Origin of the sequence: Caulobacter sp. AP07 (genome assembly GCF_000281955.1) — a bacterium.
Taxonomy (GTDB): Bacteria; Pseudomonadota; Alphaproteobacteria; order Caulobacterales; family Caulobacteraceae; genus Caulobacter.
The window spans coordinates 1-22,497 of record NZ_AKKF01000201.1 but is presented as its reverse complement, the minus strand read 5'-3'; the positions used below and the strand labels follow the sequence as shown (position 1 = coordinate 22,497).

18 protein-coding genes are annotated in these 22,497 nt (G+C 70.4%); 10 read left to right on the top strand and 8 right to left on the bottom strand.

Annotation, left to right across the window (positions count from 1 at the left end; all coding sequences use genetic code 11):
* Positions 1-110: 110 nt before the first annotated feature.
* The 5 genes from fghA to PMI01_RS17710 form a co-directional block, all read right to left on the bottom strand.
* Positions 111-947, bottom strand: a complete 837-nt coding sequence (fghA, locus tag PMI01_RS17730; RefSeq protein WP_007671956.1) for an S-formylglutathione hydrolase — start codon at positions 945-947, stop codon at positions 111-113.
* A gap of 126 nt (positions 948-1,073) precedes the next feature.
* A complete protein-coding gene (locus tag PMI01_RS17725; RefSeq protein ID WP_007671955.1) occupies positions 1,074-2,183 on the bottom strand; it encodes an S-(hydroxymethyl)glutathione dehydrogenase/class III alcohol dehydrogenase in 1,110 nt (369 codons plus the stop codon).
* Between the two features lie 143 nt (positions 2,184-2,326).
* The gene (locus PMI01_RS17720) at positions 2,327-3,604 is read right to left on the bottom strand and encodes a DUF1254 domain-containing protein (RefSeq protein WP_007671954.1); all 1,278 of its coding nucleotides are present in this window, start codon (positions 3,602-3,604) and stop codon (positions 2,327-2,329) included.
* A gap of 164 nt (positions 3,605-3,768) precedes the next feature.
* Positions 3,769-4,578, bottom strand: a complete 810-nt coding sequence (locus tag PMI01_RS17715; protein WP_007671953.1) for an RNA methyltransferase — start codon at positions 4,576-4,578, stop codon at positions 3,769-3,771.
* Between the two features lie 106 nt (positions 4,579-4,684).
* On the bottom strand, positions 4,685-5,506 hold the full coding sequence (locus PMI01_RS17710; RefSeq protein WP_007671952.1) for a DUF2306 domain-containing protein: 822 nt from the start codon (positions 5,504-5,506) through the stop codon (positions 4,685-4,687).
* Between the two features lie 107 nt (positions 5,507-5,613).
* On the opposite strand from PMI01_RS17710, the gene PMI01_RS17705 reads away from it, so the two are divergent.
* A complete protein-coding gene (locus tag PMI01_RS17705; RefSeq protein ID WP_007671951.1) occupies positions 5,614-6,627 on the top strand; it encodes an AraC family transcriptional regulator in 1,014 nt (337 codons plus the stop codon).
* On the opposite strand, the gene selD is transcribed toward PMI01_RS17705, so the two are convergent.
* Entirely contained in the window at positions 6,624-7,676 is a 1,053-nt protein-coding gene (gene selD / locus PMI01_RS17700; RefSeq protein ID WP_007671950.1) for a selenide, water dikinase SelD, read from the bottom strand. The two genes, PMI01_RS17705 and selD, sit on opposite strands and share 4 nt — an antisense overlap.
* A 131-nt stretch (positions 7,677-7,807) precedes the next feature.
* Between selD and mnmH the strand changes: the two genes are divergently transcribed.
* Together mnmH and PMI01_RS17690 are read left to right on the top strand one after the other, a co-directional pair.
* Positions 7,808-8,893, top strand: a complete 1,086-nt coding sequence (gene mnmH, locus PMI01_RS17695; protein WP_007671949.1) for a tRNA 2-selenouridine(34) synthase MnmH — start codon at positions 7,808-7,810, stop codon at positions 8,891-8,893.
* Positions 8,890-10,497 carry a GMC family oxidoreductase gene (locus PMI01_RS17690; protein WP_007671948.1) on the top strand — a complete coding sequence of 536 codons (1,608 nt, stop codon included), beginning with the start codon at positions 8,890-8,892 and terminating at the stop codon, positions 10,495-10,497. Before mnmH ends, PMI01_RS17690 begins: the two co-directional genes overlap by 4 nt.
* A 179-nt stretch (positions 10,498-10,676) precedes the next feature.
* Here PMI01_RS17690 and PMI01_RS17685 read toward each other — a convergent pair whose 3' ends face one another.
* A complete protein-coding gene (locus PMI01_RS17685; protein ID WP_007671947.1) occupies positions 10,677-13,184 on the bottom strand; it encodes an ATP-binding protein in 2,508 nt (835 codons plus the stop codon).
* Between the two features lie 195 nt (positions 13,185-13,379).
* On the opposite strand from PMI01_RS17685, the gene PMI01_RS17680 reads away from it, so the two are divergent.
* The 7 genes from PMI01_RS17680 (at position 13,380) to PMI01_RS17650 (ending at position 21,324) form a co-directional block, all read left to right on the top strand.
* Positions 13,380-14,594, top strand: a complete 1,215-nt coding sequence (locus PMI01_RS17680) for an NADP-dependent isocitrate dehydrogenase (RefSeq protein WP_007671946.1) — start codon at positions 13,380-13,382, stop codon at positions 14,592-14,594.
* A 420-nt stretch (positions 14,595-15,014) separates the two neighbouring features.
* Positions 15,015-15,515 (top strand): Csu type fimbrial protein, encoded by a 501-nt coding sequence (locus PMI01_RS17675; protein WP_007671944.1) that lies wholly within the window; start codon positions 15,015-15,017, stop codon positions 15,513-15,515.
* Positions 15,515-16,231 (top strand): fimbrial biogenesis chaperone, encoded by a 717-nt coding sequence (locus PMI01_RS17670; RefSeq protein WP_007671941.1) that lies wholly within the window; start codon positions 15,515-15,517, stop codon positions 16,229-16,231. The genes PMI01_RS17675 and PMI01_RS17670 overlap by 1 nt, the downstream gene beginning before the upstream one ends.
* A complete protein-coding gene (locus PMI01_RS17665) occupies positions 16,209-18,605 on the top strand; it encodes a fimbria/pilus outer membrane usher protein (protein ID WP_007671940.1) in 2,397 nt (798 codons plus the stop codon). The genes PMI01_RS17670 and PMI01_RS17665 overlap by 23 nt, the downstream gene beginning before the upstream one ends.
* Positions 18,580-19,572: a Csu type fimbrial protein gene (locus tag PMI01_RS17660; RefSeq protein WP_007671938.1), complete on the top strand. Its 993-nt coding sequence runs from the start codon at positions 18,580-18,582 to the stop codon at positions 19,570-19,572. The genes PMI01_RS17665 and PMI01_RS17660 overlap by 26 nt, the downstream gene beginning before the upstream one ends.
* 96 nt (positions 19,573-19,668) lie before the next feature.
* Positions 19,669-20,244, top strand: coding sequence for a DUF2939 domain-containing protein (locus PMI01_RS17655; RefSeq protein ID WP_007671936.1), 576 nt, complete (start codon positions 19,669-19,671; stop codon positions 20,242-20,244).
* A gap of 99 nt (positions 20,245-20,343) precedes the next feature.
* Positions 20,344-21,324: an AEC family transporter gene (locus PMI01_RS17650; protein WP_007671934.1), complete on the top strand. Its 981-nt coding sequence runs from the start codon at positions 20,344-20,346 to the stop codon at positions 21,322-21,324.
* Positions 21,325-21,368: 44 nt separating this feature from the next.
* Here PMI01_RS17650 and PMI01_RS17645 read toward each other — a convergent pair.
* The coding region (locus tag PMI01_RS17645; protein ID WP_007671931.1) for a nicotinate phosphoribosyltransferase at positions 21,369-22,497 on the bottom strand (1,129 nt) is incomplete at its 5' end.

Genomic DNA, 22,497 nt, shown 5'->3' with positions numbered 1-22,497 from the left:
GCCCCGAAGGGGTCGGGTGGGGTTTGATGACTCAAGGCGGCGGTGAAGCCCCACCCACCAGCTTCGCTGGTCCCCCCTCCCCACAAGGGGGAGGGAGAAGTCATTTCAGTTCACAGCCTTTGCGCGTGCCACGCCACGTGATCGCCGATGAACGTCGCGATGAAGAAGTAGCTGTGGTCGTAGCCGTCCTGGCGGCGGACGGTGACCTTCAGGCGGGCCTCGGCGCCGGCTTCCTCCAACAGTTCGGGCTTCAGCTGGCTGTCCAGAAAGGCGTCGGCCAGACCCTGGTCGACCAGGATCTCGTCGAAATCCTCGCCGTAGCCGTCCTCGATCAGGGCGACGGCGTCGTGGGCCCGCCAGGCGGCGCGGTCGGGGCCGAGATAGGCGCCCAGCGCCTTGTCGCCCCACGGGCAGTTCGACGGCGAGACGATCGGCGCAAACGCGCTGACCGACCGGAACAGCTCCGGGTTCTTCAGGGCGATGGTCAAGGCCCCGTGGCCCCCCATCGAATGGCCGAAGATCCCGCGCCTTGCGCCGTCCAGCGGGAAGGCGCCGTCGACGGCCTCCAGCAGGTCCCGGGTGACGTAGGAGTACATCTGGAAGTGCGGCACCCACGGCTCCTGGGTGGCGTCGACATAGAAGCCGGCCCCCTGCCCCAGATCGTAGGCCGGATCGTCGGCCACCCCTTCGCCGCGCGGCGAGGTGTCGGGCGCGACGATGGCCAGACCGTGCTTCGCCGCGTGGGCGTAGACGCCCGACTTGGCGGTGAAGTTGTCCTCGGTGCAGGTCAGGCCCGACAGCCAGACGAGGTAGGGGAACGGCCCTTCGCCGTCCGGCGTCCACACCGTGAACTTCATCGGCGTGCCCGTGCTGGCGCTGTCGTGCCGGCAGTAGCGCAGGGTCCCGCCCTGGGTGCGGTAGGCGACGAGGATTTCGACGTCGGGCATTTCATGCGCCGAAGGTCCCCCTCCGGCCCTCCGGGCCACCTCCCCCAAAGGGGGAGGATCTGTTGCGCCAAGATGCTCCCCCTCAGGGGGAGCTGTCGCGTAGCGACTGAGGGGGTTTTCTGCCCCCTAGAACGTCACCACCGTCCGGATGCTCTCGCCCCGGTGCATCAGGTCGAACGCCTCGTTGATGCGCTCCAGCGGCAGGACGTGGGTGATCATCGGGTCGATCTGGATCTTGCCGTCCATGTACCAGTCGACGATCTTCGGGGTGTCGGTGCGGCCACGCGCGCCGCCGAACGCCGTGCCCTTCCAGACCCGACCGGTGACCAGTTGGAACGGCCGGGTGGCGATCTCCTTGCCGGCCTCGGCCACGCCGATGATGATGCTCTGGCCCCAGCCGCGATGGCAGGCCTCCAGCGCCTGGCGCATCACCGTGGTGTTGCCGGTGCAGTCGAAGGTGTAGTCGGCGCCGCCATCGGTCAGGGCCACCAGGTGGGCGACGAGGTCGCCGTCGATGGTCTTGGGATTGACGAAGTGGGTCATGCCGAACTTGCGGCCCCATTCCTCGCGGTCCGGATTGAGGTCGACGCCGATGATCTTGTCGGCCCCCACCAGCTTCAGGCCCTGCAGCACGTTCAGGCCGATGCCGCCCAGGCCGAACACCACCGCGTTGGCGCCCGGTTCGACCTTGGCGGTGTTGACCACCGCGCCCACGCCGGTGGTGACGCCGCAGCCGCAATAGCAGGCCGACTTGAACGGCGCGTCCTTGCGGATGCGGGCCACGGCGATCTCGGGCAGCACGGTGTAGTTCGAGAAGGTCGAGCAGCCCATGTAGTGGTGGATGGTCTGACCCTTGTAGGAGAAGCGGCTGGTGCCGTCCGGCATCAGCCCCTTGCCCTGGGTGGCGCGGATCGCCGTGCAAAGGTTGGTCTTGCCGCTGAGGCAGCTTTTGCACTGGCGACATTCGGGCGTGTAGAGCGGGATCACGTGGTCGCCGACCGCCAGGCTGGTGACGCCGGGACCGACCTCGACCACCACGCCCGCGCCCTCGTGACCCAGGATCGAGGGGAACAGGCCCTCGCTGTCCAGGCCGTCCAGCGTATAGGCGTCGGTGTGGCAGACGCCGGTGGCCTTGATCTCGATCAGCACCTCGCCGTGGCGGGGGCCTTCCAGGTCGACCTCGACGATCTCCAGCGGCTGCTTGGCGGCGAAGGCGACGGCGGCGCGGGTCTTCATGGTCGGGTCTCCGGGAATTGAGTCGGGCCGGACTTTGCCTTTGGGGCGTGGCGGGGTCGAGCCCCTACCGTTTCCTCCTCCCCTTGCGGGATCGGACTTGACCGGGGACAGGCGCATGCGCCTGTCCCCGACCGACACCCTAGTCAGACCTTCTCCACCGCCTTGAACCGGAACCGGCCGTCCAGCAGCTCCGGCTTGGGCAGGTAGGTCCGCAGGTACAGGGCGAACGGCCCGGCCTTGGGCGCGGGCAGCCAGTTGGCCGAGCGCTCGCCGCCGGGGTCGGTGCGGCCGATCCACAGGTTCAGCGACCCGTCGGCCTCGCGCTTCAGCCCGGCCGTGCGGTCACCGATCGCGTAGCGATCCAGCGGGTTGTCGGTGAAGAAATACTGGCCGTCGGCCGTGGCCTCGTACATCGACAGCGACCAGAAGCCGTCCAGCGGCAACTGGGCCGGCAGGCTCAGGCGATAGAGGCCGTCGCCGTCGAACAGCCCCGCCCCGTTGTCGCCGGCCGCCTTCATGTACATCGCCTCGGCCACTGGCAGGGCCCCCAGGCCGGCCAGGGCGACGATGGCGCGGTAGATGTAGTCCTGGCCGTAGTCGCCGAGGTTGGCGCGCGGATAGGCCCAGCCCTGGACGAAGCTCTGGCGGCCCAGGGCGAACTTGGTGATCAGCTGAGCCTTGTCGGCCCCGGCCTTGGCCAGGTCGGCGTCGAACGGTCCCGCGCCCAGGAAGGCGGAAGTCCGGCGCAGGATCCGCAGGTCGCTGGCCGGCGCGGGGTCGGCGGCCAGCAGTTGGCGGGCGGCGGCGAAATAGGCGGCCGGATCGGCGTCGCGCGCGGCGTAGGCCGGCGGCGCGGCGGCCTTGGCGGCGGTCAGGACGAAGCCGTCCTGGACCTTGTGCGCGGCCGGCAGGTCGGCCGCGTCGGCGACCAGGGTGCGGATCAGCAGCCAGGCGTGCGGGGTGGCGACGCGCACGGGGTTGGGACCGCGCGCGGCCTGGCCCGGTCCCACCAGGGTGAAGGTCCCGCCCTCGCCGCCCACGGTGCGCAGGCCCAGCACGGCGTTGTTGTTGGTGAACATGTCCATCACCGCCGCCGACCAGTAGCGCGCCCCGGTGGCCGGCACGGTCAGGGTCGCCGGTCCCTGGCTCAGGTCGAGGAAGGCGATGGAATAGAGCGTGTCGTTGTTGGGCGTGGTCACCGCCCGGGCGGTGTGGTCGGACAGCACCCGCCCGTGGTTCAGCTTGTTGACCGCCGCGCCCGGCGTCTTGAGCACCCGGGCCCGGGTGGTGGCCATCTCGATCAGCGGCAGGGCGTAGAACCAGGCGTCGCGGGCCGCGTCCGGGTCCGCCCCGGCGGCCAGGGCGGGTGTCCCCACTAGGCCCAGCGCGCCGGCGGTCAGCATCAGTTGTCGACGGTTCATGCCGCTTTCTCCCCAACGTTTGTTTGACGGGAGAGGACACTGGAAGGCGACGGGTCGCAAGCCCTCCCCTCCGTCATCCCCCGACTTGTTCGGGGGACCTAAACCACGCGGGCCAAGTCAGCTTGGGTCCCCCGCATAAAGCGGGGGATGACGAGTCAGGAGAGCTATGACGAAGGATCGCCATCCTCGGGTTTGACCGCCTTCACCGCCTTCTGCGCCGCCAGCTTGGCCAGCACCCGGCCCCGTCCCCGGGACAGCGCCGTGACCACGCCGCGGAAGGTGCGCACCTCCTGCTCGGTCAGCCGGGCCCGGGCCAGAGGGGCGCGCAGGTTGCGGACCATCGACGGCTTCTTTTCAGGCGGATGATAGAAGCCGGCGGCCTCCAGTTCGTCCTCCAGCTGGCCGTACAGGCCGATCAGGCTGGACTGGTCGGCGGGCGGCTCGACGTTCTGTTCGAACTTCACCCAGGGCCGGTCATCGACCGTCATCTTCCATTCGTAGGCGTTGATCGACACCGCCTGGGCCAGGTTCAGCGAGCGGAAGCGCTCGTCGATCGGGATGGAGATGATCGCCTGGCACAGGGCGATGTCGTCGGTCTCCAGCCCGGCCCGCTCGCCGCCGAACAGCAGGCCGACCGCATGCCCCTGGGCCACCTCGTCCGACAGCTGGGCGGCGGCCTCGCGCGGGGTGACCACCGGCAGGCGGGTCTCGCGCGGGCGGGCCGTGGTGGCGAACACCAGCTTCAGGTCGGCGATCGCCGCCTCCAGCGTGTCGAACACCTTGGCGTTGTCGAGCGGCCAGTTGGCGCCCGAGGCGCTGGGCCAGGCGCGCTCCTGCGGCCAGCCGTCGCGCGGGCTGACCAGGCGCAGGTCCTCGAGACCGAAATTGGCCATCACCCGGGCGACCGCGCCGATGTTCTCGGCCAGTTGCGGCTGGTTGAGGATCACGCAGGGCGGGGGAAAGTTCGAGCTCATCGCTCCCTTTGCCGCCGGTCGGCCGCGCGGTGCAAGCCCCACGATGCCGCGTCGCGCGTTTAGCCAGGGTCCGGCGCGTGCGCGGCGGGGCCGCCAGGCCTCATGCTCAGCCCATGCGCGGCAGCCACATTCCCATGGCGGCACCGAAGATTCCGATCCCGACCCCGGCGGTGAGCACGAACAGCGCGGCGGCCATCGCCAGCTTTCCCGGCGGCCCGGAACGGTCCCGGGCGCGCAGGTAGAGCTCCAGCACGGCGAGCGGGACGAGGTAGCAGCCGAACGCCCAGAACCGCACGAACGGGCCGTCGAAATCCTTGCCGATCCCGACCGGCCCCTGGTTCAGCAGGATCCACAGCATCAGCCCCACCCGGAAGAACCACACCCCGCTGACCAGGATGAAGGCTCGCAGGGCCCAGCGGCGATGGACGTCGATCCGGCGGGCCATCGCATGCCGCCAGGCCAGCACGGCGCAGGCCAGGATCAGCACGCCGTTCACGCTGATGCCGATCCGCATCAAGGGACCGCCGGCCGTTCCCCGGGTCCAGACCATGTAGAGCCCGGCCAGGCTGATGACGATCGCGGTCAGGATGTAGAGACGGCCGTTCCAGCGGTGGAAGGGCCGCGCCCGGGCCCGGAGCCACGGGATCAGCTGCAGCGGTCCGCCGACGGTGATGACCACCGCCAGGAGCAGGTGCGCGCCCAGGACCACGTTGCCGACCGTCCCGCCCCGCACGTAGCCGCCGACCAGGACGTCGTTCCAACGCTCGAAATTGCCCTGGAGCGCCGCGCCGCCATAGAAGGACGCCACATAGGCCACGAAGGCCCACTGCCCGACCAGGGCGACCAGGAACCAGAAGGCGGCCGACGCCCCCAGCACCCTGTCCGCCGTGAATTTCGAACGTTCCGCCAAAGCCGTCGTCGCCGTCATCCTGGTTCCCCAAAACCCTTGCCGGGAAGGGATATCCCGCACAGGTTCGGCGGCACATGACGGCCGTGACCAGAAAACATGGCTTTCGGTTTCAAGAGGACGGAACCATGCCCGAGCCCACCGTCTCCGCGGGGTACGTCAACAACCTGATGCAGTACGCCCTGTCGCGGGGCGCCGGCGCCGAGGCGCTTTCCGCGCGGTCGGGCATAGCCCTCGACGACCTGAAAGACCCCGACAGCCGCATCCCCCTGGACCGCTACGTCGCCTTGATGCGGGCCGCCAAGGCGCTGTGCGGGGAGCCCGCCCTGGCGCTGCGCCTGGGGGCCACCAAGGATTTCAAGGAATTGTCTGTCGTCGGACTGATCTGCTACGCCGCCCCGACCATGGGCGAGGCCCTGATGGAGTTGAACCGCTACGGCCGCCTGGTCGCCGAGGTCGACGTTCCGGTGAAGGGCGGGCGGTTCCAGATTCAACCCCGGGACGGCGCGCTGTGGATGGTCGACATGCGCGCCGACCCCAACAGCTTTCCGGAAATGACGGAATCCACCTGGTCGCGGTTCATTTCCGAGACCCGCCGCCATTTCCCCGACGCGCCGTTCGCCAAGGCGGTGCACGTCACCCATCCGGCCCCGGAGCACGCCGCCGAGTACGAACGTGTCCTGGGGGTCCCGGTGACGTTCGGCAGCGACCGGAACGCGATCATGATCGACGCCTCGTGGCTGGGCATCGAACTGCACAATCCCAGCCGCTACGCGTTCGGCCTCCTCAGCGAACACGCCGACAAGCTGCTGAAGAGCCTCGAAAGCGCCCAGACCCTGCGCGGGCGGGTGGAAGGCCTGCTGATCCCCATGCTGCACAAGGGCGACGCCGGCATGGCGCGGGTGGCCAGACAGCTGGGTCTCAGCCGCACGTCGCTGTATCGCCGCCTGAAACAGGAGGGCGTCAGCTACGACCTGCTGGTCGACGACCTGCGCCACCGCATGGCCCTGCACTATCTGAGCGGCGAGAAGACCTCGGTGAACGAGACCGCCTATCTGGTCGGCTTCTCGGACCCGAGCTCGTTCTCCCGGGCGTTCAAGCGGTGGACGGGAGCCAGTCCGCGCAACCGGAAGGCGCCCTAACCCGCGTTCGCCACCCTCACCTGCGGCGCCCCGGCGACCATCCGCCCGACGATCCGGGCGGCGGCGAATCCCGCGTCCACGACCTGGCGCAGCACGGCTTCCGCGTCCTCGGGGGCGACGGCGATCAGCAGGCCGCCGCTGGTCTGCGGATCGGCCAGCAGGTCGCGCCGCCAGTCCGGCGCGGCGGCCGGCATCTGGACGGCCGCGCCGTAGCTCGCCCAGTTGCGAACGGCGGCGCCGGTGCGCACCCCGGCCTTGGCCAGGGCCTCGACCTCGGCCAGCAGCACGGGCGCGCCGGCGTCGAGCTCAGCCGCCAGCCCCGCGCCGCGACACATCTCCAGCAGGTGGCCCAGCAGGCCAAAACCCGTGACGTCGGTGACCGCATGGACTCCCGCGACCTCGCCCAGCGCCGCGCCGACCGTGTTCAGCTGGGTGGTGGTGGCGATCAGGGCCGCATAGCCCTCGGGCGACAGGCGCTGCTGCTTGAACGCCGCGCTCAGCACCCCGACGCCCAGCGCCTTGGTCAGGATCAGCACGTCGCCGGCCCGCGCGCCGCGGTTGGACAGCACGCGGTCGGGGTGAACCAGGCCCAGGGCGACCAGGCCGTAGATCGGCTCGACGCTGTCGATGGAATGGCCGCCGGCGATCGGCACGCCGGCCGCCGCGCAGACCGAGGCCCCGCCGGCCAGGATCGCGCCGATGGTCTCGACCGGCAGCTTGTCGATGGGCATGCCGACGATCGCCAGGGCGAAGATCGGCGTCGCCCCCATCGCATAGACGTCCGACAGGGCGTTGGTCGCGGCGATCCGCCCGAAGTCGTGGGGATCGTCGACCACCGGCATGAAGAAGTCGGTGGTGGCGACCAGGGCCTGCTGGTCGTTCAGCCGCCAGACGGCGGCGTCGTCCGAGGTTTCGGTCCCGACCATCAGGTTGGGAAACAGGCCCGCCGCCGGCGACTGGGCCAGGATGTCGCGCAGCACGGCGGGCGACAGCTTGCAGCCGCAGCCGCCGCCGTGGGCCAGAGAGGTCAGTCGGACGGGATCGGACACGCGGGCGGCTCCTGGAACATCGCCGTGGGACCTTACGATTCCCCGACGGGTCGCGCATAGTCGCGCACCAGAAAAGCAGCGACGAGACCCGGCAGGATGACGATCGACCCGTGGCGGACGCCTGACCGGACATGAAGCCGCTCCAGGTCCTGGCGACCGCCGATCCCGCCGCCCTGGCGGCCTATGACCAGATCATCGACGTGCGCAGTCCCGGGGAGTTCGCCCAGGACCACCTGCCCGGAGCAATCAACCTGCCGGTGCTCGACGACGCCCAGCGCGCCGAGGTGGGGACGATCTACGTCCAGGAGTCGCGGCTGCGGGCCAACCGGATCGGCGCGGCCCACGTGGCGCGCAACATCGCCCGCCACCTGGAAACCAGCCTCGCCGACAAGCCCGAGGGCTTCCAGCCCCTGGTCTATTGCTGGCGCGGCGGGCAGAGGTCCAACGCCATGGCCACCATCCTGCAACGGGTCGGATGGCCGACGACGGTGCTGAACGGCGGCTACAGGACCTATCGTCGCTGGGTGCAGGCCCGGCTCTACGACGTCCCTTGCGACCTGGACCTGGTCCTGCTGGACGGCGACACCGGCTCGGCCAAGACGGCGATCCTGAGCGACCTGGCCCGCCGGGGCGTGCAGACCATCGACCTGGAAGGCCTGGCCCGTCATCGCGGCTCGCTGTTCGGGGCGGTGCCCGGGCGGCCGCAGCCCGGCCAGAAGCTGTTCGAGAGCCAGCTGGTGGCGGCGCTCGACGCGCTCGACCCCGCCCGGCCGGTGGTGGTCGAGGCCGAGTCCAGCAAGATCGGCAACCGGGTCGTGCCGCCGATGCTGTGGGAGGCCATGCGCCGGGCGCCCCGGATCGAGGTCACCGCGCCGCTGCCGGAACGGGCGCGCTACCTGGTCGAGGCCTATGGCGACATCGCCGACCAGCGCGAGGCGCTGCTGGCGATCCTGCAGCGCCTGCCGGTCCATCCCAGCCAGAAGCGGCTGGCCGCCTGGCGTGATCTGATCGACCAGGGCGCCTTGACCGCGCTGGCCGAGGCGCTGATGGCCCTCCACTACGACCCCGCCTACGCCCGCGAGCGCCGCAAGTCCGGGCGGGAGCCCCTGGCGACCCTGGCCCTGGACCGGCTGGACCCCGCCGCCCTGGACCGGGCGGCGGCCGCGATCGCCGGGATCGTCGCGACCCGCCCCCCCTCCGGAAGGCCCGGGCCATGACGGTCGAGACCTACGACTATATCGTCGTCGGGGCCGGGTCGGCCGGCTGCGTCCTGGCCAACCGCCTGTCGGCCGATCCGCGCCGCCGGGTGCTGGTGCTGGAAGCCGGCGGCCGCGACGACTGGATCTGGTTCCACATCCCGGTCGGCTACCTGTTCGCGATCGGCAATCCGCGCTCGGACTGGATGTTCCGGACCGAGCCCGTGCCGGGGCTGGACGGCCGCAGCCTCGCCTATCCCCGGGGCAAGGTGATCGGCGGCTCCTCGGCCATCAACGCCATGATCTACATGCGCGGCCAGGCGGCCGACTATGACGGCTGGCGCCAGCGGGGCCTGGCCGGCTGGGGCTGGGACGACGTCCTGCCGCTGTTCATGGCCCAGGAGGACCACATCGCGCCGCCATCGGCCTTCCACCGCTCGGGCGGGGAATGGCGGGTGGAGCATCCGCGCATGCGCTGGCGGGTGCTGGACGCCTTCGCCGAGGCGGCGGCGCTGGAGGGCATCCCCCAGAGCGCCGACTTCAACGGCGGCGACAATTTCGGGGCCGGCTATTTCCAGGTCAACCAGCGGGCCGGCCTGCGCTGGAGCGCGGCGCGGGGCTTCCTCAAGCCAGTGTTGTCGCGGCCCAATCTCGATCTCAGGACCGGGGCGCTGGTCACCCGCGTGATCATCGAGGACGGCCGAGCGGTCGGCGTCGCCTGGACCGAGAAGGGCCAGGCCCGTGAGGCCCGGTGTCGCGGCGAGGTCGTGCTGACGGCCGGCGCCGTCAGCACGCCGCACCTGCTGGAGCTGTCGGGGATCGGCGACGGGGCCGTGCTGTCGCCCCTGGGCCTGCCGACGCTTCGCCACCTGCCGGGGGTCGGCGAGAACCTGCAGGACCACCTGCAGATCCGTCCGGTTTACCGGGTCAGCGGCGTGCCGACCCTCAACGCCCTCTACGCCTCGCTGTGGCGCCGGCCGCTGATGGCGCTGGAATACGCCCTGACGCGGCGCGGTCCGATGTCGATGGCCCCGTCGCACATGGGGGCGTTCGCGCGCAGCTCGCCCGAGCATCGGACCCCCAACGTGCAGTTCCATGTCCAGCCGCTGTCGCTGGACCGGTTCGGCGAACCCCTGCACGCCTTTCCCGCCATCACCATCAGCGTCTGCAATCTGCGCCCCACCAGTCGCGGCGCGATCCACGCCCACAGTGTCGATCCCACCGTCGCGCCGCGCATCCAGCCCAACTACCTGTCCACCAACGAGGACGAGCGGGTGGCGATCGACTCGATGCGGCTGGTCCGCCGCATCGTCGCCCAGCCGCCCCTCGCCCGCTACGCGCCCGACGAGATGGCGCCGGGCCTGGCGACCGACGACGACGCCGGACTGCTGGCCGCCGCGCGCCAGCTGGCGACCACCATCTTCCACCCCGTCGGCACGGCCAGGATGGGCCTGGCCGACGACCCGATGGCGGTGGTCGACGCGCGCCTGCGGGTGTTCGGGGTCACGGGCCTGCGCGTCGCCGACGCCTCGGTGATGCCCACGATCACCTCGGGCAACACCAACACCCCGACCCTGATGATCGCCGAGAAGGCGGCGCGGATGATCATCGAGGACGGGCGGTGAGGTAGGGCAATCGCCTGCGAAAAACCCTGTCATCCCGGACAAGCGCGCAGCGCGCCGATCCGGGACCGGGGCGTGAACGCAGGCGCTTCCGGCGGTCCCGGATCTGCGCCCGGCCTTCGCCGGGCTTGTCCGGGATGACAAGCTTGTTTGCCGGAAATGCATGGCGGACGAGCACCCGCCTACTCCACCCCGCCAGCCACCACCGCCCCGCGCTTCATCCGCACCCGCGCCAGGGCCTCCAGCAGCTCGGCCGGCCGCATCGGCTTGGCCAGGTGCAGGTCGGCGCCCACGGCCCTGGCGGCGGCGACGTGTTCTTCCATGGCGTTGGCGGTCAGCATGATCAGCAGGACGGGCGGCGCGCCGGCCGCGGCTTCACGCTCGCGGATCAGGCGGGTGGCGGTCAGGCCGTCCATCACCGGCATCTGCATGTCCATCAGGACGGCGTCGAACGCGCCCGGCTCGAAGGCGTCCAGTGCCGCCTGGCCGTCCTCGACCATGGTCAGGACCACCTCATAGGGCCGCAGCACGATCTCGACGACCTTCTGGTTGGTCGGGTGGTCCTCGGCGACCAGCACCCGCAGGCCCTCCAGCGAGACGTCCTCCTCGTCGCCGGCGTCGTCCTCCTCCACCGCCTGGACTCGCGGCAGCGGCAGGTCGACCTGGAAGATCGCCCCGCGGCCGACCACGGCGCGGGCGTCGATCCGGCCGCCCATCATCTCGGCCAGCGCCGCGCAGATCGACAGGCCCAGTCCCGTGCCCCCGAACTGCCGGGTGATCGACTGGTCGGCCTGAACGAAGCGCTTGAACAGGCGCCGGCGCACGGTGTCGTCGAAGCCGACGCCGGTGTCGCTGACCGCGAAGCTCAAGCCATCCTCGGTGGGCTCGACCATCAGGCCGATGCCGCCCACGGCGGTGAACTTCACGGCGTTGGCCAGCAGGTTGTTGAGGATCTGGCTGATCCGCCCGGCGTCGCCCAGATAGGTCCCCTCGACGCCCGGCTGCAGCGACCAGCTGAAGTCCAGGCCCTTGGCCTCGGCCGTGGCCCGGTGCAGCTCGGCGACCCCGCCCACCAGCCGCGCCAGGTCGAACGGCGCGGCGGACAGCTGGAACTGGCCGGCCTCGATCTTGGAGACGTCGAGAATGTCGCCCAGCACCTGCTCCAGCAACCGGCCCGACGAGGTGACCAGGGCGGCCAGCTCGCGGCGGCGCTCGGGGTCAGACTCCTCGGCCAGGCGGTCGCCGATGGCCAGCACCCCGTTCAGCGGCGTGCGCAGCTCGTGGCTCATATTGGCCAGGAACACCGACTTGGCCTGGTTGGCGCGCTCCAGCTCGATGGTGCGCTCGGCGACCCGATCCTCCAGCGAGCGCAGGAGCTCGATATTGCCGTCGCGCTGGCTGCGCAGGGTGCGGGCCAGGGCGCCGATCTCGTCGGTGCGGGCCTCGATCGGCGCGGCCTCGGCGACGTTGCCGGTGCGATGGGCGTCGGCCAGCACGCCCAGCGGCCGCTCCACGGTGATCCGCATCACCCGGTAGAGCAACGCCACCTGGACCACGACGCCCAGCACCCCGAACAGCAGCACCCAGGACGCCGTCTTGACCGCCGACCACACCAGGGTGTCCGACGGGAAGCTCATCAGGAAATACCAGTCCGGCTCCTTGAGCCGGCCATAGGCGATCACCCGGTCCTTGTTGCGGATGGCGCCGACGTCGTCGCCACGCACCCGGATCTGGCGAACGATGTCGGCCACGCCCTCGCGGGCCTGGGCGCGCACCAGGGTCTGGGCGTCGACCACGCCGTTGCTGGCCAGACCCGGCGCGGCGATCAGCTCGCCGTCCGACGAGACGATCATGTTGCGGCCGCCCGGCAGGGCGTCCTCGACGGCCCGCAGCAGGTAGGAGTCCAGCGACAGGCTGGTGCCCCAGGCCCCCAGCTGCCTTCCGTGATAGTCGAAGGGCGTCATGCAGGCCGAGTTCAGGCCTCGGCCGCTGGGGTCGGAGATCAGCTTGCGCAGCTTGGTGCACTTCATCACCCGCTGACGGTTCTGCTCCGGCAGGGTCAGCAGGGTCATTTCCTCGCCGCTGATGTCCAGGGTCGGCGGGGCGCCGTGGCGATAGTACATCAGCCGGTCAGGACGCTTGGGCCCGAACATCACCAGCCGGGTCTCGGGCGTGAAGAAGTAGAAGTTGTCGTAGCGGTTCAGCTCCGCCTCGCCGGCGTGGGACACCACCTGGGCGGCGGCCAGGAACAGCGCCTTCTCCTGCTGGGTCAGCCGGTCGGCTTCGCGCAGATAGCCGCCGACGCCGTAGGTGTAGTCGCCGTCCGCCACCCCGCCGTCATAGAGCCGGTCGGCCGTGCGCCGGGTGCCGTCGCCATGCTTGGGAAACTGAGCGTCGAACGCGGCGTCCACCGTGCGCGGATCGATCGCCGCCAGCCGGCGGGCCAGGGAGTCGGAAGCGGCCTCGTGCACCTTGACCAGGTCGGAGAACAGGCGGTCCTCGGTCTTGACCCGCTCGCCGACATATTCGGCCAGGTGGCGGATCTGGGCGTCGGCGGCGCCGCGCTGCACGAAGACGAAGGTCACGGCCGTGGCCATGCCGGTCACCGCGATCGACAGGACCGCGACGATCGCCAGCAGTCGCCGGGCGAGCGGCGATGTCACCTCGGTAATGGCTCGACGGCTCTCCACCCGTGTTCGTACCCTACGAAGCCTCAACAAGCGTTTACACGGGAATTCAACGCCCAAGACGCCGAAAGCGGCCGCACGACCGCCTCGCCTTCCCCCCCGGCCCGCAACAGTCTATAGGCACGCCGTCCGCGCCGCTCCTTGGCCCTGTGCGCCAAAGAGTCACAGGCGCGCCACCGCGAGAGGAAAGACCCCGCAATGGCCAAGATCAAAGTCGCCAACCCCGTCGTCGACATGGACGGCGATGAAATGACCCGGATCATCTGGAAGCTCATCAAGGATAAGCTGATCTTCCCGTACCTGGACCTGGAGCTCGACTATTTCGACCTCAGCGTCGAGAACCGCGACGCCACCAACGACCAGGTCACGATCGACGCGGCCGAGGCGACCAAGAAGCACGGCGTGGCCGTCAAGTGCGCCACCATCACCCCCGACGAACAGCGCGTCACCGAGTTCAATCTCAAGAAGATGTGGAAGTCGCCGAACGGCACGATCCGCAACATCCTGGGCGGCGTGATCTTCCGTGAACCGATCATCTGCCAGAACGTGCCGCGCCTGGTGCCGGGCTGGACCCAGCCGATCATCGTCGGCCGCCACGCGTTCGGCGACCAGTACAAGGCCACCGACTTCCTGTTCCCGGGCAAGGGCACGCTGTCGATCAAGTTCGTCGGCGAAGACGGCGAGACCATCGAGCACGAAGTGTTCAAGGCGCCGGGCGCCGGCGTCGCCATGGGCATGTACAACCTCGACGAGTCGATCCGCGACTTCGCCCACGCCTCGTTCGCCTACGGCCTGAACCGCAACTATCCGGTCTACCTGTCGACCAAGAACACGATCCTCAAATACTACGACGGTCGCTTCAAGGACATCTTCCAGGAGATCTACGACGCCGAGTACGCCGAGCGGTTCAAGGCCGCCGGCCTGCACTACGAGCACCGCCTGATCGACGACATGGTGGCCTCGGCCCTCAAGTGGTCGGGCGGCTATGTCTGGGCCTGCAAGAACTACGACGGCGACGTGCAGTCCGACATCGTCGCCCAGGGCTTCGGCTCGCTGGGCCTGATGACCTCGGTGCTGATGACCCCGGACGGCAAGACCGTCGAGGCCGAAGCCGCCCACGGCACCGTCACCCGCCACTACCGCCAGCACCAGAAGGGCGAGAGCACCTCGACCAACTCGATCGCCTCGATCTTCGCCTGGACCCGTGGCCTGGCCCACCGCGCCAAGCTGGACAACAACGCCGAACTGGCCGCCTTCGCCCACACCCTGGAAAAGGTCTGCGTCGACACCGTCGAAAGCGGCTTCATGACCAAGGACCTGGCCCTGCTGGTCGGCGACAAGCAGTCGTGGCTGACCACCGAAGGCTTCCTCGACAAGATCGACGAGAACCTGAAGAAGGCGATGGCGGCCTAGTCCCCCTTCAAGCCTGAACATCGACGCCTCCGGAGCCCCGCTCCGGAGGCGTTTTTGCGACTCCGACGCGACGCGGCGCGGGCCTCGAAGGTACGCGAAGCGCTGCGACATAACGCCCCTGGCCCGGAGCGACGCCCAAGCTCTCGCCGTCCTTCGATCACCGCCCCCGTTCCCCGGCGCCGGCGATCCGCGACCCTGGCGTTTTCCCTGCCGTACCAACGTTCCGCGACGCCCAAGTCATCGAACCGCGTTCGCTGTAATTCGCACCAACCTGGAGGGGAACACCCATAACCAACCCTCAACCGTGCGGCGAGGCGTCGCACCCGAGACCCGGATGCCATTAATGACTCGGTAAGGACGAGAGGCACACTCATTGAGCGTACCTTCTCGTATTCGCGCGGTCAGAACGGTGGATGGGTCATGAAAACGGCATCTGTCTCAGTTTTCACCCTCGCAGCTCTTGCGAGCTTGAGCATTTTCTCGGCGTCGAACGCCGCGACGGCGACCAGTTCATTTCAAGTCAACTTGACCATTCAGGGCGAATGCAAGGTGCAGTCGGCCTCGAACGTGGACTTCGGCTTGCACGGCGTCATCGACAGCAACATCGACACCACCAACGCGATCGGCGTCCAGTGCACCAACTCCACGCCCTATACGGTGGCGTTGAGCGCCGGCGCGGGCAGCGGCGCCACGGTCGGCAGCCGCAAGATGACCAGCGCCGCCAACGACACCGTGACCTACACGCTCTATCGCGACGCCGGCCGGTCCCAGATCTGGGGCGTCACCCAGAACGTCGACACCCAGGCCGCCACCGGCAACGGCGCGGTCCAGACCTATACCGCCTATGGGCGCGTCGCCGCCCAGTCCACCCCCGCCATGGGCGCCTATAGCGACCTCGTGTCGGTGACGATCACCTACTGATGCGTGGCGGGGCCGCCCTCGCCATCCTGCTGGCCGCGACGCTCTCCGCGGTCCCGGTCCCCCATGCGGCCCACGCCTCCACCCTGCGCGTCAGCCCGGTCGGCCTGGACCTGCCCCCCGGCCAGAACGCCGCCACGCTCAGCCTGTTCAACGACGACACCGCGCCGCTGAACGTGCAGGTGCGGGTGTTTCGCTGGAGCCAGCGAGACGGCAAGGACGTGCTGGAGCCCGCGACCGGCGTGGTCGTCAGTCCGCCCATCTCCAAGGTGACGCCCGGCGCGGCGCGCACCGTGCGTGTCGTCCGGCTGGATCCCAAGCTGCCCGAGCGGCAGGAAACCTATCGCCTGATCGTCGATGAACTGCCGCCGCCGCTGGGCGAAAACAGCCGGTCGGTCACCCTGCTGATGCGCCACTCCATTCCGCTGTTCTTCGCCGCGTCCGGCGACCGCGCCAAGGTCGAATGGCGCCTGATCCAGTCCGAGGGCGGCCCGGCCCTGATGGCCAGCAACACGGGCGGCCGGCACCTGCGCATCGCGAACCTGCGCATCCGCGACGCGACCGGCGCCGTGCTGGCCGAACGCAAGGGCCTGGTCGGCTACGCCTTGCCCGGTTCGAAGATGACCTGGCCCACCGGCCCCTTCCAGGCCGCGTCCGGCCTGCGCCTCACCGCCGATACGGACGCGGGTCCGATCGATGCGCCGCTTCCTGGCGATTGAGGCGGCGGTGCTGATCATGGCCGCCGCCACCTCCCGATCTCCCGCCCTCGCCCAGGACGTTCCCCCTCCCTCGCGCTCGGCCCCGACGGCGATCGCCCAGGATTTGCAGCTGGAGGTCTGGATCAACGGACACGGCACGGGCCTGGTGGCGGCCGTCACCCGCGACGCCGACGGGCGATTGTCGATGAGCGCCGACGAGATGCGGGCCGTCGGCCTGTCGCCGCCCCGGCGCCCAGGCCCCGTCGACCTGTCCACCTTGCCGGGCCTGCGCGCCACCTACGACGAGGACGGCCAGCGGCTGCTGGTCGAAGCCGCGGTCGATACGCTGCGGGCCCAGCGCTTCGACCTGGGGCCGCCGGGGCTCGACGGCCTGAACGCCCGCCAGGACTTCGGCGCGGTGCTGAACTACGCGATCTCGGCCGACGGCGGACAGGGCGAGGCCGGCGGCGCGGTGGAGTTGGGCTCGCTGGGCGTCGCGCTGGACGCCAGGATCTTCGGCCGCTTCGGCGCCGTCGCCTCCGCCTTCTCGGGAGTCCACGTCTCGGGTCACAGCGACCTGGTCCGCCTCGACACCGCCTGGAACTGGTACTCCCCTCGCCACGCCCTCGACATCCGGGCCGGCGACTTCATCAATGCGGGCTTTTCCTGGACCCGCCCCATCCGCATGGCGGGGCTGCAGGTCCGCCGCGACTTCTCCACCCGTCCCGACCTGATCACCATGCCCTCGCCGCGCCTGTCGGCCAGCGCCGCCGCGCCCTCGATCCTCGATCTCTACGTCAACGACGTACCGGTGCTGTCGCGCCGGGTCGGGGCCGGACCGATCGAGATCGACGGCCTGCCGCCGACCCGGGGCTTCAGCGAGGCGCGCCTGGTGCTGCGCGACGCGACGGGACGCCAGACCACGGTGACCGCGCCGTTCTTCACCACGCCGTTGCTGCTGCGCCGGGGCTTCGTGGACTACGCCGCCGAGGTGGGGTTCGCCCGCCGCTATTTCGGCCTGCGCTCCAACGCCTATGCCGCCCCGCTGCTGGCCACCGGCAGCGTGCGCTACGGCCTGCTGGACAGCCTGACGCTGGAGGGCCACGCCGAGGGCGGCGCGGGCCTGGCCAATCTGGGCGCCGGCCTCGCCGTCCAGCTGGGCGGTCTCGGCGTGGCGGGCGTCTCGACCTCGGCCAGCCGGGAGAAGGATCGCCAGGGCGCCCTGACCTCGGTCGTCTTCGACAGCCGGTTCGCCGGCCTCTACGTCTCGGCCATGGCGATGCGGGCGACGTCGGGCTATCGCGACCTGGCCTCCGCCACCGCGATCAGGTCCTGGCGCGACGTCCAGGAGGACGCCGACACGCCGCCGCGCGAGGTCAACCAGATCACCCTCTCCGCCCCCATCGACCTGACGCCCTACCGGCGCGGCGGCGATCCGGCGACGTTCAGCCTGAGCTATTCGGACCAGGAGACCCGGGCCGGCATGACCCGCGCCGTCTGGACCGGCTCGCTGCGCCAGACCCTGGGCCGCGGCCTGACCCTCTACGCCTCGGGCTACGCCTCGCGCGGCGAGCGTCGTGACACCGGAGCCTTCTTCGGCCTGGCGATCCCGCTGGGCGGGGCCACCTCGGCGACGATCGGGGCCGAGGCCCAGGGCGGCGACGCCATCGGCTTCGTCGAGGCCAGCAAGGCCGAGAACCAGAGCCAGGGCTCCAGCGCCTGGCGCCTGCGGATGGAGCAGGGCGCGCGTTCGCGGATCGAGGCCCAAGGCGCCTATCGCGGCCGTGCGTACCGCGTGGCAGGCGCCGCCCAGAGCATCGACGGCGCCACCCGGGCCCAGGTCCAGGTCGACGGCGCCCTGGCCTGGCTGGGCGGAACCCCCGCCCTGGTCAACCGCCTGGACGGGGCGTTCGCCATGGTCGATGTCGGCGCGCCAGGCGTGCCGGTGCTGTTCCAGAACCAGAAGATCGGCCAGAGCGGCCGCGACGGCCGGCTGGTGGTGCGCAACCTCTCGGCCTTCGACGACAACAAGATCGCCATCGACCCGCGGATGCTGGCGCTGGACCTGGAAGCCGCCGACACCGAAAAGCTGGTCGTGCCGATCGACGGCGGCGGCGTTCTGGTCCGCTTCGGCGTGGCCAAGAGCCCGCCCTCGGCCCTGGTGACCCTGCGCCTGGCCGACGGCCGTTATGTTCCGGCCGGCGCCGAGGCTGTCCGGTCCGGCACGAGCGAGCGGACCATCGTCGGCTATGGCGGCCAGGTCTTCCTGACCGACCTTCACGCCACCAATGACCTGACGGTCTATCTCGAGGACGGCGTCACCTGCGCCGCCCGTTTCGCCTTCTCTCCCGGCCCGAAGGGAGGTCCCGGTGTGGTGGAAACGATCTGTCGCTAGGATCCTGGTTCCGCTGGTCCTCGGCCTTGGGATCAGCGCGCTCGGCTGGCTGGCCGTTCCGACGCCGGCCCGGGCCGCCAGTTGCAGCGTGAGCGTCGGCAACGGCAGCTTCGGCACGAACATCAGCCCCCTGACCGCCGGCACGATCGACACCACGGCCACCCTGAACTTCAGCTGTTCGGGCCTGGTCCCCGCCGTCCCGATCACGCTTTGCCCGAACCTGGACGGCGGCTCCGGGGGCGGCGACGGTTCGGGCGGGCGACTGCTGAAACTGTCGCCCGGCGTCACCCTGCCGTTCCAGATCTATCAGGACAGCGGCCGCACCCAGCCCTGGGGATCGACCGTGTCGCCGGTGTTCGGCACGCCGCCGACCATCACCGCCACCCCCGGGCTGGGCGGCACGATCAACGTCTCGCGCACGCTCTATGGGCGCATCTGGATCCAGACGACCACCGCGCCCGGGATCTATTCCAGCGACTTCGTGGGCGAGACCTTCCTTTGGGGCCTGAATCTCCTGAGCTGCGCGGGCGTGACGGTGGGCTCGACCGTGACGCCGACCCTGTTCACCTTCAGCGCGACCCTGGTCCCCGACTGCCAGGTCACCGCCGGCAATGTGGACTTCGGAACCTCCGGCGTGCTCAGCGCGGCCAAGGACGCCCAAGGGTCGCTGGACGTCACCTGCACGGCCGGATCCCCCTACAGCGTCGGCCTGAGCAACGGCCTGACCGGAACCGGCCCTACCCTGCGCAAGATGAAGAAGGGGGCGGAGACCGTGACCTACGGCCTCTACAAGAACGCCGCCCGCGATCAGCCATGGGGCGACCTCGCCCAGGGGGCGGGCTTCGTGTGGAGCGGCAGCGGCACGGGCGGTTCCCAGCCTTTCACCGTCTATGGCCGCGCGCCGGCCCAGACGACGCCTTCGCCCGGCGCCTATGCCGACACCGTCGTCGCCACCGTCACCTACTGACGAGGCGGCCTCCAGGAACGGTTTTGGGCGAACCACCTTGCGGCGACCCCGCGAACCGCCTTCTATGCGGCGTTAACTCTGCGGCGGGGGCGCGCGATGACCATTCAGAAGCGATTGTGGGACCTTGTGGTCCTGGCCATCGTCGTGTTCGCCGCCGCCTTCGCCACCGCGCCCTGGTTCGCCTTTCGCGCCCTCAAGGCCGCCGCCCAGTACGAGGACGTGCAGGCGATCAACGAGCTGGTCGACTTCCCCGCCGTGCGCCGCAGCCTGACCGCCCAGTTGGACGAGACCGCGCCCGCCGCGGCGCCCGCCGAGCCGCCGTCGATCTGGCGCGATCCCCTGAACGTCTTCAAGCGCGCCATCGAGCCGATCGCCCCGCCCGAGCCCAAGGTCGACCGCTATCTGACGGTGGCCGGCCTGTCGGCCCTGACCCGCGGCTATGCGCCGGGCGCGGCCCCGCCGCCGCTCGCCAAGCCGGTCACGGCGACGGACAGGGTCAAGGCCGTCGTCGCCGGGCCGCACCCCACCATCGCCTATTGGGACCCCAACCGGGTGCGCATCGCGGTCAAGCGTCCCGGCCGGCCGGCCCAGGCGACGGTCTTCACCTTCCGACGCGGCAAGCTGTTCGAGTGGCGGCTGGTGCATGTTCGCCTGCCGACCGACGAGCGCTAGCTTGAGCGCTACGCTGGACCGGCCGCCGTCGCCAATGGTATCGACAGGCGGCCCTTCCGGGCGGAGACCGCCGCGCTTGCGCCCTACCCCGTTAGACCCGTGACCGCTCTTTTGCTCGACGTACCCCAGCGGGTGCTGCCGTTCTTCATGCTGGTGGCGGCCGGTGTCGTCCTGGCGCGGCTGCGCCTGTTCGACGCGCGGATGTCCAGCGGCCTGTCGACCTATGTCTACTGGATCGGCTTTCCCGCCCTGCTCATCCACTCGCTGTCGCGGGTCGGCGCGCCCGATCGGGCCCTGGCCCTGGGCTTGACCGCCTATGGCGCCTGCGCCCTGCTGGTGGTGGCCCTGATGGTCACGGTCGGCCTCGCCCTGCGCTGGACGCGCGAGGAACGGGCTGGCGCCGCCTTGGCGGGCGGCCTGGGCAACAGCGCGTTCCTGGGCCTGCCGATCGTCGTCTCCGTGCTCGGCCCCGAGACCGCGCGGCTGTCGGCCGGGGTGGTGGCGGTCGATTTCGTGGTCGTCGCCGCCGTCGGCGTCGGCCTGCTGGGCTGGGCCGGGGGCCGCTCGACCTGGCGCTCGCTGATGCAGGCCCTGCGCAACCCGATCGTGCTGGCGGCGATCACCGGCACGGTCCTGGCCCTGCTGGGACTGTCCCTGCCCGGCATGCTCGACCGGGCGGTGGCCGCCGCGGCCGCCTCGGGCAGCCCCGTGGCCCTGGTCGCCCTGGGCGTGGCCCTGGGCCTGACCGGCGAGCCGATCGCCGGCGAACCTTGCGAGCCCGCGCCCGAAGAGCCCGCGCCGACCCCACGCTGGGGTCCGATCATCCTGGCCGCCGTCGCCAAGCTGGCGATTCTGCCGGCCGCCGCCTGGATCGCCACCGGCCTGGTCGACGCGCCGCTGGGCTTCCGCCTGGGCGCGACCCTGATGGCCGCCACCCCGACCGCGGTCAACGTCTTCATCCAGACCAAGGCCCACAGCGTCTTCGAGCGCGGAGGCGCCCGGACGGTGGCCCTGACCACGGCCGTGTCCTGCCTCACCCTGTCGGCGGTGGCGGTGCTGCTGGCGCGGATGGCGGTCTAGGCACGATCGGGGACAGGCGCATGCGCCTGTCCCCGCTCATCAGGTCACCCCGCCGCTGTCGCCCGCACCTGCGCCAGGGTCAGGTCCACCAGCAGCTCGCCGTCACGGAACACCGGAACCAGGGCGTTCTCCCCGCCGTCGAGCGGCGCGAACCGCGCCCCGTCCACCGCCACCGTCTTCCAGCCGTCCGGCCCGCGCGTCAGCCCCAGCAGCCCGCGCTTGGAGCGCTTGCCCGCGTCGGTGACCGGGTCCTTGAAGACGTCGCGCCACACGCCGTTCACCTCGACGGCGCTGGCCTTGTAGGCGAAGCGCTGGGTGTCGCGGTCCAGCTTCTGCAGCAACGCCCCGCCCATGCCGAAGGCGATGTTCTCGGCGCTGAAGCCGTCGGCGACGGTGCGGTCGAGGATGGCCTGGATGCTCTCCGGATTGACCCCGTCGCCCTGAATCACCCGCACGGTGTTGAGCACCTTGTAGCCCTTGCCGTTCAGCGTGGTCCCGAATCGCCGCGCCAGCAGGGCCAGGGTCTTGGCCACCACGGTGACCGGGTCGCCGCTGTCGGGCCGCACCACCAGGGTCGCGCCGCTGTCGATCACCCGCTGGCGCAGGGTCTCGCCCCACAGGTGCTCGATCGCCGCGTAGAGGTCGTAGCTGTCGGAGACCACGGCATAGGTCGCGCCCGGCTTGCCGAACCGCGCGATCATGTTGGCATAGGCGTCGACCTCGTACTCGCGGCCCCAACTGGTGATCGTGCTGTGCTCGGCGGCGGGAATGCTGAACCCGGCCATCGGCGCGCCGTACAGCCGCCGCCCCGCGACGATTGCCGACAGGGTGTCGCTGCCCTGGAAGCTGACCAGGTGGGCCAGCCCGCCCAGGGCGGCGGAGGCCTCGCTGGACACGCCGCGCGCCCCGAAATCGTGCAGCTTGAACGGCAGCTGGCCTTCGACGTCGTCGGCCGTCTTTTCCAGCGCCGCCTTGATCGCCTGGCGGACGTTCCAGCTGATCGTCGCCACCGTCACCGGGTACCAGACCCGCAGCAGCGCGGTCTCGACATAGCTGGTCAGCCAGAAGAAGTCGGGGTCGGTGTTGACCACGGTCATCATCGCGTTGTGGGTCGGGATGACGCTGCCCTCGGCCACCGCGCGGATCTCGATCGGCAGGCCGCCGCCATGGCGC